General features: G+C 71.4%; 15 protein-coding genes. 6 read left to right on the top strand and 9 right to left on the bottom strand.

All coding sequences use genetic code 11. The features are described from left to right. Nucleotides 1-10 precede the first annotated feature (10 nt). From ABD205_RS15985 to ABD205_RS15960, 6 genes are all read right to left on the bottom strand, one after another. The gene (locus ABD205_RS15985; RefSeq protein WP_344046416.1) at nt 11-925 is read right to left on the bottom strand and encodes a 2-hydroxyacid dehydrogenase; all 915 of its coding nucleotides are present in this window, start codon (nt 923-925) and stop codon (nt 11-13) included. Then, complete coding sequence (locus ABD205_RS15980) at nt 918-2162, bottom strand: deoxyguanosinetriphosphate triphosphohydrolase (protein ID WP_344046415.1); 1245 nt, start codon at nt 2160-2162, stop codon at nt 918-920. The genes ABD205_RS15985 and ABD205_RS15980 overlap by 8 nt, the downstream gene beginning before the upstream one ends. Before the next feature lie 138 nt (nt 2163-2300). Beyond that, nucleotides 2301-3092, bottom strand: a complete 792-nt coding sequence (locus ABD205_RS15975; protein ID WP_344046414.1) for a VldE C-terminal domain-containing protein — start codon at nt 3090-3092, stop codon at nt 2301-2303. Between the two features lie 271 nt (nt 3093-3363). Continuing rightward, entirely contained in the window at nt 3364-4485 is a 1122-nt protein-coding gene (gene dusB, locus ABD205_RS15970) for a tRNA dihydrouridine synthase DusB (protein WP_344046413.1), read from the bottom strand. A gap of 57 nt (nt 4486-4542) precedes the next feature. After that, a complete protein-coding gene (locus tag ABD205_RS15965; protein WP_344046412.1) occupies nt 4543-5199 on the bottom strand; it encodes a hypothetical protein in 657 nt (218 codons plus the stop codon). A 1-nt stretch (nt 5200) separates the two neighbouring features. Next, on the bottom strand, nt 5201-6598 hold the full coding sequence (locus ABD205_RS15960) for a glycine--tRNA ligase (RefSeq protein ID WP_344046411.1): 1398 nt from the start codon (nt 6596-6598) through the stop codon (nt 5201-5203). A 129-nt stretch (nt 6599-6727) separates the two neighbouring features. On the opposite strand from ABD205_RS15960, the gene ABD205_RS15955 reads away from it, so the two are divergent. The 5 genes from ABD205_RS15955 (at nt 6728) to ABD205_RS15935 (ending at nt 10167) form a co-directional block, all read left to right on the top strand. Further along, a complete protein-coding gene (locus tag ABD205_RS15955) occupies nt 6728-7678 on the top strand; it encodes a metal ABC transporter substrate-binding protein (RefSeq protein ID WP_344046410.1) in 951 nt (316 codons plus the stop codon). Then, nucleotides 7669-8484 (top strand): metal ABC transporter ATP-binding protein, encoded by an 816-nt coding sequence (locus tag ABD205_RS15950; protein ID WP_344046409.1) that lies wholly within the window; start codon nt 7669-7671, stop codon nt 8482-8484. The genes ABD205_RS15955 and ABD205_RS15950 overlap by 10 nt, the downstream gene beginning before the upstream one ends. Continuing rightward, complete coding sequence (locus tag ABD205_RS15945; protein WP_344046408.1) at nt 8481-9509, top strand: metal ABC transporter permease; 1029 nt, start codon at nt 8481-8483, stop codon at nt 9507-9509. The genes ABD205_RS15950 and ABD205_RS15945 overlap by 4 nt, the downstream gene beginning before the upstream one ends. After that, nucleotides 9496-9894, top strand: a complete 399-nt coding sequence (locus ABD205_RS15940; protein ID WP_344046407.1) for a Fur family transcriptional regulator — start codon at nt 9496-9498, stop codon at nt 9892-9894. The genes ABD205_RS15945 and ABD205_RS15940 overlap by 14 nt, the downstream gene beginning before the upstream one ends. A 111-nt stretch (nt 9895-10005) precedes the next feature. Then, entirely contained in the window at nt 10006-10167 is a 162-nt protein-coding gene (locus tag ABD205_RS15935; RefSeq protein ID WP_344046406.1) for a hypothetical protein, read from the top strand. A gap of 145 nt (nt 10168-10312) precedes the next feature. Here the strand turns inward: ABD205_RS15935 and ABD205_RS15930 are convergent, their stop codons facing one another. The 3 genes from ABD205_RS15930 to recO are packed head-to-tail and all read right to left on the bottom strand — an operon-like array spanning nt 10313 to nt 13187. Continuing rightward, complete coding sequence (locus ABD205_RS15930; RefSeq protein WP_344046405.1) at nt 10313-11116, bottom strand: isoprenyl transferase; 804 nt, start codon at nt 11114-11116, stop codon at nt 10313-10315. Between the two features lie 26 nt (nt 11117-11142). Further along, nucleotides 11143-12429, bottom strand: coding sequence for a YibE/F family protein (locus ABD205_RS15925; protein WP_344046404.1), 1287 nt, complete (start codon nt 12427-12429; stop codon nt 11143-11145). A gap of 2 nt (nt 12430-12431) precedes the next feature. Continuing rightward, on the bottom strand, nt 12432-13187 hold the full coding sequence (gene recO, locus ABD205_RS15920) for a DNA repair protein RecO (protein ID WP_344046403.1): 756 nt from the start codon (nt 13185-13187) through the stop codon (nt 12432-12434). A gap of 17 nt (nt 13188-13204) precedes the next feature. Between recO and ABD205_RS15915 the strand changes: the two genes are divergently transcribed. Then, nucleotides 13205-14020, top strand: a complete 816-nt coding sequence (locus ABD205_RS15915; protein WP_344046402.1) for a hypothetical protein — start codon at nt 13205-13207, stop codon at nt 14018-14020. The last annotated feature ends 3 nt before the right edge of the window (nt 14021-14023 follow it).

The raw sequence follows: 14023 nt of genomic DNA, 5'->3' as shown, positions 1-14023 counted from the left end.
CACACGGGGGTCAGTACTCGCCCGTCATCACGTTCGCGAGCGCCTCCCCCGCGGCGAAACGCTCCAGCTGCTCCCGCACCAGCCGGTGCGCACGCGGCCACATCGCGCTGCTCGCGCCGCCGACGTGCGGGCTGACGAGCACGTTCGGCGCCGTCCACAGCGGATGCTCGGCCGGCAGCGGCTCGGGGTCGGTGACGTCGAGCGCGGCCCGGATCCGGCCGGTCCCCAGCGCCGCCACCAGGTCGTCGGTGACGACGACCGCGCCGCGGGCGACGTTGACCAGCAGCGCGCCATCCCTCATCCGGTCGAGGAAGGTCGTGTCGACGAGCCCCCGGGTCTCGGCGGTCAGCGGCACGATGAGGACGACCACCTCGGCCGTCGGGAGCAGCTCGGGCAGCTCCGCGATCGCGTGCACCCCGTCCCGGGCGTGGCGGGCGACCGGCACGACCTCGCACTCGAAGGGGCGCAGCCGCGCTGCGATGGCCGAGCCGACGGAGCCGTACCCGACGAGGAGGACGCGCTTGTCCGCCAGCGACTGCTCGAAGCCCCCGCGCCACTCGTGGTCGCCCTGCTGGCGCACGAAGCGCGGCAGCCCGCGCAGGCTGGCGAGGATCAGCGCCAGGGTCAGCTCGGCGGTCGAGGTGTCGTGGATGCCGCGTCCGTTGCACAGCGTGACGCCGGACGGCACGTGACCGCGCACGTTGTCGACACCGGCGGACAGGGTCTGGATCACCTGCAGCGACGTCATCTGCGGCAAGGCGTCCGCGATGCGGGGGCCCATGTCGTAGGGCGGCACGTAGAACGCGACGTCGGAGACGCTGTCGGGCACGTGCCTCATCGGGTTGACGACCTCGTACCGCAGCCCGGACGGCACCTCCGCCAGCTCCGAGGGGTCGAAGGGCAACCACACAAGAGGCTCAGACACCGGACTCCCCCGTCAGTCGTGCGTGCCACGCCACCGCCGTGACATCGGTGAGCGAGGCGACCTGGTCAATCACGACGCGCAGCCGCCCGGCGTCGTCGGGGGCTGCCCTCCAGTCGTCGGCGAACAGCCGGTCGAGCGCGTCCGCCCCGCGGTCGACGAGGACGGCGACCAGCTCGGCCAGCAGCTCCCGCTGGCGCTCGAGCAGCAGCCGCCGGTCGTCGGACCGCATGACGTAGTGGACGGCGATCGCCTTGAGGACGGCGATCTCCCGCAGCGTCTGCTCCGGCACGACGAGGTCGGCCCGGTAGCGGGCGAACGCGCCGGGCGCACCCGAAGCCGCCTGCACATCGCCGCAGAAGCGCCCGATCAGGTCGCTCGTGAGGTTCTTGAGTGCCGCCAGGCTCCGCCTGCTGCCGTCGTACGACGCCTCAGGCCAGCTGCCGACGGCCCGCAGCCCGCTCAGCGTGGCGGAGAGCTCGTCGTCCGATGCGCCCGGGAGGTACCACTCACGGACGATCTCCCACACCGGCTCGGCGTCGAGCCGGGTCAGGTCGACGCGACCGGCGACGACGCCGTCCTCGACGTCGTGCACCGAGTAGGCGACGTCGTCGGCGAGGTCCATGATCTGCGCCTCGACGCACTTGCGATGGCCCGTCTCCGGCGAGCGCAGCCAGGTGAAGACGGGCAGGTCGTCCTCGTAGACGCCGAACTTCGCACTCCCCCCGAGGGTCGAGGGTGCCTCCGAGCGCCGCCAGGGGTACTTCGTGCAGGCGTCGAGGGTGGCGCGGGTGAGGTTCAGGCCCACGGACTCGCCGGCGGCGTCGAACGTCTTCGCCTCGAGGCGGGTGAGCAGGCGCAGCGTCTGCGCGTTGCCCTCGAAGCCGCCGCACGGCTCGGCGAGGGTGGCCAGGACGGCCTCGCCGTTGTGCCCGAACGGCGGGTGTCCCAGGTCGTGGGCCAGCGCCGCCGTCTCAGCGATGTCGGGCTGGCTGCCCAGCGCCCGGGAGAGGTCGCGGGCGACCTGGGCGACCTCGAGGCTGTGGGTCAGCCGGTTGCGGACGAAGTCGTCCGACTGCGGACCGACCACCTGCGTCTTGGCCGCCAGCCGGCGGCTCGACGCCGCGTGGACCACGCGCGCACGGTCGCGCTCGAACGGGGTCCGCTCCGGTGCGTCGACACGCTTGGGCAGCTCGGCGACGATGCGCTCACGGTCGGCGTCGTCGTACAGGCTGTCCACACCGGAACCCTAGCGAGCCGGAGGGGCGCTGAGCGTCGCGCAGGGTGTGCGGCCGCAAGGCGGAGGGCCGAAGGCGGCCTTGGCAGCGAAGCGGCCGGCGAGGCCCGACAACGCAGCGGACGCTCCGCTGCGCGACGCTCAGTTCGTGCCGATGTGGACGTGGTCCATGTGATTCGCGGTCGCCGACCCGTGGTCGCCGTAGTCACGCCAGCCCTCGGAGGAACGGACCGGCGTCCAGATGCGGTCGTACCAGATGAGGTCGTAGAGATCGAGCTCGCCGGCGTGGCTCTGCGCCCAGGCAGCGATCTCGTCGCCGAGCGCCTTGTCGCCGTACACCATGACGTCGATCGCGTTGCCGGTGTTGTGCTCGGAGCGCGCCGCCCAGCCGCCGTACTCGGTGACCTGCGGGAACGCGTGGCACACCGACCGGTAGACCTTGATGGTCTGCGGCTTGAGACCGCTCTCGACGCTCATGTCCGGGCACGGCTCGTTGGAGAGGCCCGCGGGCTCCGGGGGCTTCGGCGCCGGCTTCGTGGCGGCGAGGTAGCCCTGGGTCACCCAGGCGACGGCGCCGTCGACGACGACCTCGACGCGACCGTCGAGCTCACGCCCGGTGGCGAGCACCTTGGTGCCCGGCTTGGCCTCGCCCGACTTGCCGGCGTGCTTGCCGGGGACCTTCCACAGGTCCAGGGCCGTGGTCGTGTAGCGCGTCTTCCCGGTGCGTGCCTGGACGGCCTGGCGGCGGCTCAGCGAGCGCGACACCGTGGTGCTGCGGTCGTCGAGTCGCACCGCGGCGCTCGGGACGGGCGCGGCCACCACATTGCTCACGTCGGCGGCCGCGGCAGCCTGGTCGTTGGTCGCGCCGCCCCCGGAGGTCAGTCCGGCGGTGACGACCGCCGCGGTGGCCATCACGGCCACCGGCGCAGCCACCAGAGCGGCACGAGACGGCTTGAATATGGGTTTGATGAGTGGTTTGCGAGAGGGCTTCGGTGCGAAACCGCGGGCATCGGTGTCCCGCTTGTGGCGGCCTTGAGCCACAGCGCTGATCCTTAGCTTCGACGACAGGTCACACGGCTCGTCCAGTCCCCACGACAGACGAAACGCGGCCTCCACTGAAGCACACCGGTGGTGGCCGCCCCGCATCGGGGACAGTAGAGCACCTCGTGGCGCTCGTCACCCCGGGCGGCGAAATCTGGGGAGATCAGCCGCCGGAGACGGTGTCCTCGGCGATGACGCAGCCGATGCCGTCGGTGTCGTCGAGCCACCCCTCGGGCAGCACGACCTTGTCGCGCGGCGACCCCTGTCGGCCGCGAGGAGCGCCGAGCTCGGAGACCGGGAAGGCCTCGTCGGGGTCGAGGTCCGCGAGCAGCTCGTCGAGGTCGGCGAGCGTCTTGACCAGCCCGAGGTCGCGCCGCATGGCGCCGCCCGCGGAGAAGCCCTTGAGATACCAGCTGACGTGCTTGCGGAACTCCTTGCAGCCGCGCTCCTCGCCCATGTGCTGGCAGAGCAGCTCGGCGTGGCGCCGCATCATCGTGGCGACCTCGCCGAGCGTCGGCAGCGTTGCGACGGTCTCACCGGCGAACGCCGCGGCCAGGTCCCGGAACAGCCACGGGCGGCCGAGGCAGCCCCGACCGACGACGACGCCGTCGACGCCGGTCTGCTCCACCATGCGCAGGGCGTCGGCGGCCTCCCAGATGTCGCCGTTGCCGAGCACCGGGATGCTCGTGACGCTCGCCTTGAGCTCGGCGATGGCGTCCCAGTCGGCCACACCGGAGTAGGCCTGCGACACCGTGCGGCCGTGCAGCGCGATCGCGGCGGCGCCGCTCTCCTCGGCGATCCGCCCGGCGTCGAGGTAGGTCAGGTGGTCGGCGTCGATGCCCTTGCGGGTCTTCATGGTCACCGGGATGCCGTACGGCTCGGCGGCCGCGACCGCGTGCCGCAGGATCTCACCGAGCAGGTTGCGCTTCCAGGGCAGCGCTCCCCCGCCGCCCTTGCGGGTGACCTTGGGGACCGGACAGCCGAAGTTGAGGTCGATGTGGGCGACGCCGTACTCCGCGCACAGGATCTCGGTCGCCTTGCCGACGTACACGGGGTCGGTGCCGTACAGCTGCACCGACCGCACCGTCTCGAGCTCGTCGAAGACCAGCATGTCCTTGGTGTGCTGGTCGCCCTCGACGAGGCCGCGCGACGTGATCATCTCGCAGACGTAGAGGCCGGCGCCCTGCTCGGCGCAGAGGCGGCGGTACGCCGCGTTGGTGATGCCCGCCATCGGCGCGAGCACCACGGGCGTGGCGATCTCGAGGGTGCCGAGCCGGAGCGTCATGTCACCCATTGTCCGACGCGCCCCGGCACCGGACCCAATCCTTGCCCGGCGCCGCCCTCAGGAGGCCGACTTCCACACGATGGGCGCGAAGTCCTGGGTCGGCCGGAAGGCCGCGCCGACCAGCTGGCCGCGGCCGGGCACCAGGTAGACCACGCAGACCGGCACGCTCCTGCCTGCGGGGAACGGCTTCGGCAGCACACTGGGATGGCACGGCTTGAAGGTCTCCTTGAAGACCGCCGGCTCGACCAGCGCGTTCGCCGCGCTCTCGCCGTAGAGCGGGACCGCGGCGCCGCCGAGGTCGCTCGTGCCGAGGTTGGTGACGTGGGCGTGCACGAAGTACGGGGCGTAGGTCTTCGTCGTCGCGTCGACCCGCCAGTCGCGGAAGCTCTTCACGAACGTCGTGCGCTCGATCCTGTCGACCTTGATCCGCACGGTGCCGACCTGACCCTGCCTCGGCTCCCAGGACACGGTCGCGTCCGACCCGAGGGCGACGGTGGTGCCCGGCTCGGTGAGCACGGTGCCGGTCGGCGCGCCGGAGGGGTACGCCGTGGTGGCCGACGTACTCGGCGTCCGGCCGGCTGCCGACGCCGACGGGCCGCCGGAGCCACCCGAGGCGTCGGAGCCACCCGAGCCGCCCGAGCAGCCCGACAGCACCGCCACGGCGAGCAACGCCGACACGACGAGCGTCGGGCCCGTCCCCCCGCGGCGCGTCACGTCAGCAGCCCAGAAGCCGTTCGGCGAGGTACGCCGGCACGCGGTCGAGCGAGACGCGCTCCTGCGACATCGTGTCCCGCTCGCGGATCGTGACCGCCTGGTCGTCCAGGGTCTCGAAGTCGACCGTGACGCAGAACGGCGTGCCGATCTCGTCCTGACGGCGATAGCGGCGGCCGATCGCGCCGGCGTCGTCGAAGTCGACGTTCCAGCTCTTGCGCAGCTCCGCCGCGAGACCGCGCGCCTTCGGCGAGAGGGCCTCGTTGCGGCTCAGCGGCAGGACGGCGACCTTGACCGGGGCGAGCCGCGGGTCGAGCTTGAGCACGACGCGCTTGTCGACACCGCCCTTGGTGTTGGGCGCCTCGTCCTCGGTGTAGGCGTCGACCAGGAACGTCATGAGGCTGCGGGAGAGGCCCGCGGCCGGCTCGATGACGTACGGCGTGTAGCGCTCGTTCGCCGCCTGGTCGAAGTAGCTCAGGTCGGTGCCGGAGTGCTTCGAGTGCGTGGTGAGGTCGAAGTCGGTGCGGTTGGCGACGCCCTCGAGCTCGCCCCACTCCGAGCCCGGGAAGTTGAACCGGTACTCGATGTCGACCGTGCGGGTGGAGTAGTGCGACAGCTTCTCCTGCGCGTGCTCGTAGAGGCGCAGGTTGTCCGGGTCGATGCCGAGGTCGGTGTACCAGGCCATCCGGGTGTCGATCCAGTACTGGTGCCACTCCTTGTCCTCGCCCGGCTTGACGAAGAACTCCATCTCCATCTGCTCGAACTCGCGGGTGCGGAAGATGAAGTTGCCCGGCGTGATCTCGTTGCGGAACGACTTGCCGATCTGGGCGATGCCGAACGGGGGCTTCATCCGCTGGCTGGTGACGACGTTGTTGAAGTTGATGAAGATGCCCTGCGCCGTCTCGGGGCGCAGGTAGTGCAGGCCGGACTCGTCCTCGATGACGCCGAGGTAGGTCTTGAGCAGGCCGGAGAAGTTGCGCGGCTCGGTCCACTGGCCGCGCGTGCCGCAGTTGCTGCAGGCGATGTCCGACATGGGGACGTCGTCGGGGTCGGCGATGGACTTCTTCTCGGCGTACGCCTCCTGCAGGTGGTCGGCGCGGAAGCGGTGGTGGCAGCTCAAGCACTCCACCAGCGGGTCGGTGAACGTCGCGACGTGGCCCGACGCCTCCCAGGTCTGACGGGGCAGGATCACACTCGAGTCGAGGCCGACGACGTCGTCGCGGCTGATGACCATCGAGCGCCACCACTGGCGCTTGATGTTCTCCTTGAGCTCGACACCCAGCGGGCCGTAGTCCCACGCGCTCCTGGTGCCTCCGTAGATCTCACCGCACGGGTAGACGAATCCCCGACGCTTCGCGAGGGAGACGACGTTGTCGACGGTCGATGCGGGCGGCTTGGCCACGTGGTCCTGCTTCCTGGTACGGCGGCTCGGTGAGCGATCAGCCTATCGAGTGGCACGGGCACGGTGTGCTTCGCGTGGCCACAGCCGGAAGATTGACAACCGTTCTCAATGCGAGTGAGAATCATTGTCATGTTCCGGATCGTCGCCGTCGTCGCCGCGACGCTCGCGCTGACCGGCTGCGCTGCGTTCTCCGAGACGGCGCCGACGCCCGACGACGGACACATCGACGTCGTGACAGCGTTCTACCCGTTGCAGTTCGTCGCCGAGCGAGTCGGCGGCGACCTCGTCAGGATCAGCGACCTGACCCGCCCCGGTCAGGAGCCGCACGACCTCGAGCTCTCGCCCAAGCAGACGGGGGAGGCCGCGTTGGCCGACCTCGTCGTCTACGAGAAGGGCCTGCAGGCCTCGGTCGACGCCGCCGTGAAGCAGTCCGCCGCTCGCAAGGTCGACGCGGCGGCTGTCGCCGGTCTCGAGCCGATGAGCCACGCGGGCCACGACGACACCGCTCACCACAGCGGCGAGACCGCCGACGAGGAGGCCGGGCAGGCGCACGACCACGGAGACCTCGACCCGCACTTCTGGCAGGACCCGCTCAAGCTCGCGAAGGTAGCGGACGCAGTGGCTGCTCAGCTGTCGACGATCGACCCCGCCCACGCGTCGACGTACCGCTCCAACGCGGCGGCGCTCGACGCCGAGCTGACGGCCCTCGACCACGAGTACGCCGCCGGCCTGGCGCACTGCGAACGCGACACGATCGTCGTCTCGCACGACGCGTTCGGCTACCTGGCCCGCTACGGGCTGTACGTCGAGCCGATCGCCGGCCTCTCCCCCGGCGCCGAGCCCACGCCGGCCGACCTGGGGCGGCTGCACGACCTCATCGAGTCCGACGGCATCACCACGGTCTTCGGGGAGAGGCTCGCGCCGGCGGAGCTCTCCCGGACGCTGGCCACCGACATGGGCGTGCGGACCGCGGTGCTCGACCCCATCGAGGGCCTGACCGACCAGACCTCGAACGATGACTACCTGTCCTTGATGCGCGCCAACCTGAAGGCGCTGGAAGAGGCGAACGCATGTCACTGAGCCCGCTCCCGGCCGCCCCGCCCACCGCGCCGCCCATCACGCTCACCGGCGGCGTCGTCGCCATCGGCGGGCGACCCGTCCTGCGCGGCATCAACCTGAACGTCGAGTCGGGCGAGTTCGTCGCCCTGATGGGTGCGAACGGGTCGGGCAAGTCGACCCTGGTGCGCGCACTGACGGGCCTGCGGCCGCTGGCCGGCGGCCACCTGGAGCTGTTCGGCACGCCGTTCGACGCGTTCGACGCGTGGCACCGGATCGGCTTCGTCCCGCAGCGCGTCGGCGCCACCTCCGGCGTCCCTGCGAACGTGTGGGAGGTCGTCGCATCCGGCCGGCTGACGCACCGGCGGCTGTTCCGTCCGCTGAGCCGGGCCGACCGTGCCGCGATCGACGACGCGCTGGAGGTCGTGGGGCTCGCGCACAAGGGCCATGAGGGTGTCGCGACGCTGTCCGGCGGCCAGCAGCAACGTGTTCTGATCGCGCGTGCCCTCGCCGCGGAGCCGGAGCTCTTCTTCCTCGACGAGCCGACCGCCGGCGTCGACCTGCCGAACCAGCACGCGCTGGCCGACGCGCTCGCGCAGCTCAAGGCCCGAGGGGCGACGATCGTGCTGGTCGCGCACGAGCTCGGCCCCCTCGAGTCGCTCGTCGACCGCGCCGTGGTGATGGGCGACGGTCGCGTCGCGTACGACGGGCCCCCGCTCGCGCACGCCGACGTGCATGCGCCGCACCACCGGTCGGCGTACGACCTCCACGCCGACCACGCACCGCACGTCGCCTCCCCCCTCGAGGCCGACGAGGAGACCCATCGATGACCCCCGCGGACCTCTTCGGCCTGCCGTTCATGCAGCGGGCTCTCATCGCCGCCGTCTTCACGGGCCTCGCCGCCCCCGCGGTCGGCACCTACCTCGTGCAGCGCCGGCTCGCCCTCATGGGCGACGGCCTCGGCCACGTGGCCGTCACCGGCGTCGCGCTCGGCCTGCTCACCGGCGCCTCACCGACCTGGACGGCGGTCGTCGTCGCGGTCCTGGGCGCGACCCTGATCGAGATCATCCGCGAGCGCGGCCACGCGAACGGCGACGTCGCGCTCGCGCTGCTCTTCTACGGCGGTCTCGCCGGCGGCGTCCTGCTGACCGGCATCAGCGGCGAGTCGGCGACACACCTGCAGGAGTATCTGTTCGGCTCGATCACGACGATCGGCATCAGCGACGTCGTGGTGACCATGGTGCTCGCGGCAGTCGTGATCACCGTCGGGGTCGGGCTCTCCCCGCAGCTCTTCGCGGTCGCCCAGGACCAGGAGTTCGCGAAGGTCTCCGGTCTCAACGTGCGCGCCTACAACCTGCTCGTCGCCGTCCTGGCGGCGGTGAGCGTGACCGTCGCGATGCGCACCGTCGGGCTCCTGCTCGTCAGCGCGCTGATGGTGGTGCCGGTCGCGACCAGCCAGCAGGTCTCCCGCTCGTTCCGCACGACGCTGCTGGGCGCGATGGCGCTCGGCACGTTCGCATCGCTCGGCGGGCTGGTGATCTCGGCGTTCGCCTCCTTCAAGGCGACCGTCGCGCCGGGTCCCACGATCGTGCTGCTGGCTCTCGCCTGCTTCGCGGTCACCTGGCCGATCGGGTCCCTGCTCCGCCACCGGCGCCGCCTCGCGGCCCCCTTCCCCGTCGAGGCGGAGGCGCCGGCCGAGCACGAGACGTGCGAGATGACGCACGACCACGAGCACGGGCCGCACTGCGGCCACCTGGCCGTCGAGCACGGCGACCATGTCGACTACGTCCACGACGGCCACCGGCACGCGGTGCACGTCGACCAGACGGGAGCGCCCCACTATGACGAGCACTGACGCCTCCGGGCTCCGCCCCACCAAGCAGCGACTGGCCGTCGCCTCCGCGCTGGGCGCCACGGAAGGCTTCCACTCGGCCCAGGAGATCCACGAGATCCTGGCGCGGCGCGGCGACTCGGTCGGTCTGGCCACCGTGTACCGCACCCTGCAGAAGCTCGCCGACTCCGGCGAGGTCGACATGATGCGCACCGAGGACGGCGAGGCGATCTACCGGCGCTGCTCCGACAGCCACCACCACCACCTGGTGTGCCGCTCGTGCGGTCGCACCGTGGAGGTCGAGGGGCCTGCTGTCGAACGCTGGACCAACGCGATCGCGGCGGAGCACGGCTACGCCGACGTCTCCCACACGCTGGAGATCTTCGGCACCTGCCCTTCGTGCCGCTGACCCTCATCCGCCGAGACGTCAATCCCCACGGCCCGAGACGTCGATCGGCGCTGACGGACCGACGTGCCTTCCACCCTGGATCGACGTCTCGACGGCACCTATGCTCGGACCATGGTGTCCGCCGTCAGCAGTGATCACGAGCCGGAGCGCTTCAAGCACCTCCCGCCGCCGATCCCGCGCGAGCGGCTCGTGGCCGATCGAGGCACCGACGCCCACGAGGAGTGGGACGACGCCTTCCGCGAGATGACCTGGTTCGTGACGTTCGTCGGCTGAAGCGGTCCCGCGCCGTGGGGATCGACCCCTCGAGCCGTGGGGATCGACCCCTCGAGCCGTGGGGATTGACCTCTCGGGCCGTGGGGATCGACCCCTCGGGCCGTGGGGATTGACCTCTCGGGCCGTGGGGATTGACCTCTCGCGGTCAGGGGCGGTTGGGGAGGGCGCCGCCGTAGCGCCGGTCACGGCGGGCGTACGTCTCGCAGGCGGCCCACAGGTGGCGGCGGTCGACGTCGGGCCAGAGCACGTCGGTGAACACGAACTCGGAGTACGCCGCCTGCCACAGCATGAAGTTCGAGAGGCGCTGCTCCCCCGACGTACGCCAGATGAGGTCCGCGTCGGGCAGCTCGGGCACGTAGAGGTAGCGCGCGAAGACCTTCTCGTCGACCTTGTCCGGGTTGAGCCGCCCGGCGGCGACGTCCTGTGCGATACGTCGGCTCGCGTCGGCCAGCTCGGAGCGGCCGCCGTAGTTGACGCACATGGTGAGCGTGCAGACGTCGTTGTCCTTCGTCAGCTCCTCGGCGATCTGCAGCTCCTTGATCACCGACCGCCACAGCCGCGGCGCGCGACCGGCCCAGCGGACCCGCACGCCGAGCTCGTGCATCTCGTCGCGGCGCCGCCGGATGACGTCGCGGTTGAAGCCCATGAGGAACCGGACCTCGTCGGCCGAGCGGGTCCAGTTCTCGGTCGAGAAGGCGTAGGCGCTGATCGCCTTCACCCCGATCTCGATCGCGCCCTCGACGACGTCGAAGAGCGAGGACTCCCCCGCCTCGTGGCCCTTGGTCCGCGGCAGGCCGCGATCCTTCGCCCAACGCCCGTTGCCGTCCATGATCACCGCGACGTGCTCGGGGACGAGCTCTGCGGGGATCGGCGGCGGAGTCGCACCGGACGGGTGCGGGGTGGGTCGGCGGATCTCCCTCGTCGAGGCCTGGCGGGCGGCACGCTTCACGAGAGGAGCCTAGGCCGCCCGGGGCGTCAGACGATCCAGGAGTCCTCTCCATGCCCGTCGTACGCCGTCCGCGGGCCGCTCACCATCAGCGCGGCCAGCGCCGTCGTGATGGGCATGGCGAGCACCAGGCCGATCCCTCCGGTGAGCGAGCGGACCACCTCCTCGGCGATCTCCTCCGTGCCGAGCAGGTCGAGCAGGGGCCGGTCGTAGAGCTGGACGGCCAGCAGCAGCGCGAGCGACGTGCCGACGTAGGCGAACGCCAGCGTGTAGATGGTCGATGCGACATGGTCGCGACCGATCCGCATCGCGCTGCGGACGAGCTCGGCACGTCCCATGTCCGGCGCGGCCGCCCGCAGCTCCCAGACGGCCGAGGCCTGGGTGATCGTGACGTCGTTGAGCGCGCCGAGGCCGGCGATGACGACCGACGCGACGAGCACCCGCTGCAGGCTGAGCCCGGGCACCTGCGCGATGAGCACACCGCCGCCCTCGTCGACGACACCGGTCAGATGGGTGTCGCCCACGGCGTACCAGGCCACGAGCGCCGTCAGCGCGATGCCGGCGAGGGTGCCGCCGAGGGCCACGCTGGTCCGCAGCGAGACGCCGTGGGTGGTGTACAGGACGACGTACATGATCGCCACTGCGGCGACCACCGCCACCGCGACGACCGGATGGCCGCTGAGCATCGCGGGCAGCAGGAACCAGCCGACGACCGCAGCGGCGACACCGAGCCCGATCAGCGCCATCAACCCGCGCAGCCGCGCCACGAGCAGCACCGCGATCGCGAAGACGGCGCCGAGCAGCCAGAGAGGTGTGTTGCGCTCGATGCTGAAGTAGCTGTAGGTGGCGGGCTGCCCGTTCGCCCCGGGGATGCGGAGCAGCTCGAGGGAGTCGCCGGGCGACAGACCCGCCTCCGAGACCTCCGGCGGCACCTCGACGGTGACCGCCTTGCCCCGATCAGGGCCGTCCGCCACCTTCGCGGCGACGTGACCACACCCGGCGGAGCCGCTGGCGCCGACCTGCGCGCATCGCCCCTCGACCTTCGTGGCGGTCGCGGGGACGTACGTCGCCCCCTGGGCCGTGAACGCCATCGAGCCCTGGAGCTTGTCCACCCGGCCGGAGTCCGGCCACCAGTGCACGATGCCGACGAGCGTGGCCGCCGCAACGGCGACCAGGAGCGCCGTCAGCGCGATCCGCGGACCGCGCCCGACAGCGACGTCCGGCGCCGGCCCGTGGCCGTGGCCGTGCCCGTGCCCGTGCGCCGGTGCGTGCTCGTCCCGTCCGCGGGCGTGCCCGCCCGCATGCTTGCCCGCCACCGTCAGCGCTCGACGTATTCCAGCGACCGGAGCCCGCGCTCCAGATGCCACGCGAGATACGCCGCCACCAGGCCGCTCGCCTCGCGCAGGTGACGCGGCTCCGCGGCCTCGACGACCGGCCAGTCGCCCGCCAGCAGTGCGCCGAGCACGGTCAGCGTCTCAGCCGCCGGCGATGCTGAGCCGGGCACTCGGCACGTCGCGCAGAGCACGCCGCCGAGCGAAGGGTTGAACCACCGGTGCGAGGCGCCCGGAGAGGGCCCCGCAGAGGTCGGCAGAGTGCCGCAGCGGGCGCACGCGTCGAAGCTCGGCGCATAGCCGGCGACCGACATCGAGCGGAGCAGGTAGGAGTCGAGCACCTGCGACGGGCTGCGATCCCCCGACGCGAGCACGCGCAGCCCACCCACCAGCAGCAGGAACTGCTGCAGCGACGGCTCACGCTCCTCGGCGACGAGCCGGTCGGCCGTCTCCAGCATCACCGTGCCGGCCGTGTAGCGCTCGTAGTCCCCGCCGATGCCGGCGTGGAACGGCGTCAGCGTCTCCGCCTGGGTGATGTGGTCGAGCGAGCGTCCGTCTGACAGCTGGAGGTCCACGTGCATGAACGGCTCGAGCCGGGATCCGAACCTCGACGTCGTGCGACGCACCCCCCGAGCGACCGCGCGCACGCGCCCGTGCTGACGTGTCAGCAGGGTGATGATGCGATCGGCCTCGCCCAACTTGTGGGTACGCAACACGATCGCCTCGTCGCGGTAGAGAGGCACTCCCCTATTCTGCGTCAATGACCCCAGGTGCGTGGGAAGGCTCGCAGCCGATCCGCCCGACCCGTGAACGAGCGGCGCGGGAGGAGCTGCGACGGATCGAAGGCCGGCGCGGCACGATCGTCGACTGGTTCCTGCTCGTGCTCGCCGCGGTCGCCGTCGGCCTCCCGCTGTGGTTCCTCTACGGTCCGCAGCCGCCGTACTCGGGCTCCGGAGCCGATTGGCACGAGGCGCTGCTGATCGTCGACCTCGTCGTGTGCGTCGTCTTCTTCGCCGGGATCTGCTTCCGATGGCTCCGGTTCCGGACCGGGCGCATCTACCTGCGCCGACACTGGTGGGAGATCCCTGCGCTCATCCCGTTCATCATCCCGGAGATCGACGGCCGGACCTGGCTGATGTGGGCGCTGCTGGCCGCGCGCGCCGCGCGGCTGGCCGACCGCACCGACAACATCTTCGGCGACCGCTTCACCGTCGCTCTCATCCAGCACTTCTCCGACCCGATCATCGACGCGATCAAGCGCCCGCTCACGGTCGCGGTGCTCGCCGAGGTCAACGACGTGCTCAAGAAGGGCACGTACGCCGCCAACATCCGGCGCGCGGTCGCGGAGAACCGGCCCCAGCTCGAGGCGATGATCCTCGAGCTCGTGAAGGAGGACCGAGCTACCGGCCGGCTGAGGTTCGTGCCGTTCCACGACGACCTCGTCCGGTCCACCACCGACACCGTCCTGCGCATCGTCGAGCGCGCGCTCGACGACCCACGCACCGACGAGCTCGTCAGCGACATCATCGCCACCTCGGTCAGCCAGATCCAGCTGGAGGTGCGCGAGCGCCGCTGACCG

Origin of the sequence: Nocardioides panacihumi (assembly GCF_039530925.1) — a bacterium.
In the GTDB taxonomy this organism is placed as follows: domain Bacteria; phylum Actinomycetota; class Actinomycetes; order Propionibacteriales; family Nocardioidaceae; genus Nocardioides; species Nocardioides panacihumi.
Note: the sequence above shows the minus strand (reverse complement) of the source record. Positions and strands in the feature narration are given on the sequence as shown.

What these genes read in the sequence shown, in the direction of transcription:
- ABD205_RS15950 (WP_344046409.1), top strand. Translation starts at nt 7,669, where the DNA reads ATGTCACTGAGCCCGCTCCCGGCCGCCCCGCCCACCGCGCCGCCCATC.
- ABD205_RS15945 (WP_344046408.1), top strand. Translation starts at nt 8,481, where the DNA reads ATGACCCCCGCGGACCTCTTCGGCCTGCCGTTCATGCAGCGGGCTCTC.
- ABD205_RS15915 (WP_344046402.1), top strand. Translation starts at nt 13,205, where the DNA reads ATGACCCCAGGTGCGTGGGAAGGCTCGCAGCCGATCCGCCCGACCCGT.
- ABD205_RS15935 (WP_344046406.1), top strand. Translation starts at nt 10,006, where the DNA reads ATGGTGTCCGCCGTCAGCAGTGATCACGAGCCGGAGCGCTTCAAGCAC.
- ABD205_RS15940 (WP_344046407.1), top strand. Translation starts at nt 9,496, where the DNA reads ATGACGAGCACTGACGCCTCCGGGCTCCGCCCCACCAAGCAGCGACTG.
- ABD205_RS15955 (WP_344046410.1), top strand. Translation starts at nt 6,728, where the DNA reads ATGTTCCGGATCGTCGCCGTCGTCGCCGCGACGCTCGCGCTGACCGGC.
- dusB (WP_344046413.1), bottom strand. Translation starts at nt 4,485, where the DNA reads ATGACGCTCCGGCTCGGCACCCTCGAGATCGCCACGCCCGTGGTGCTC.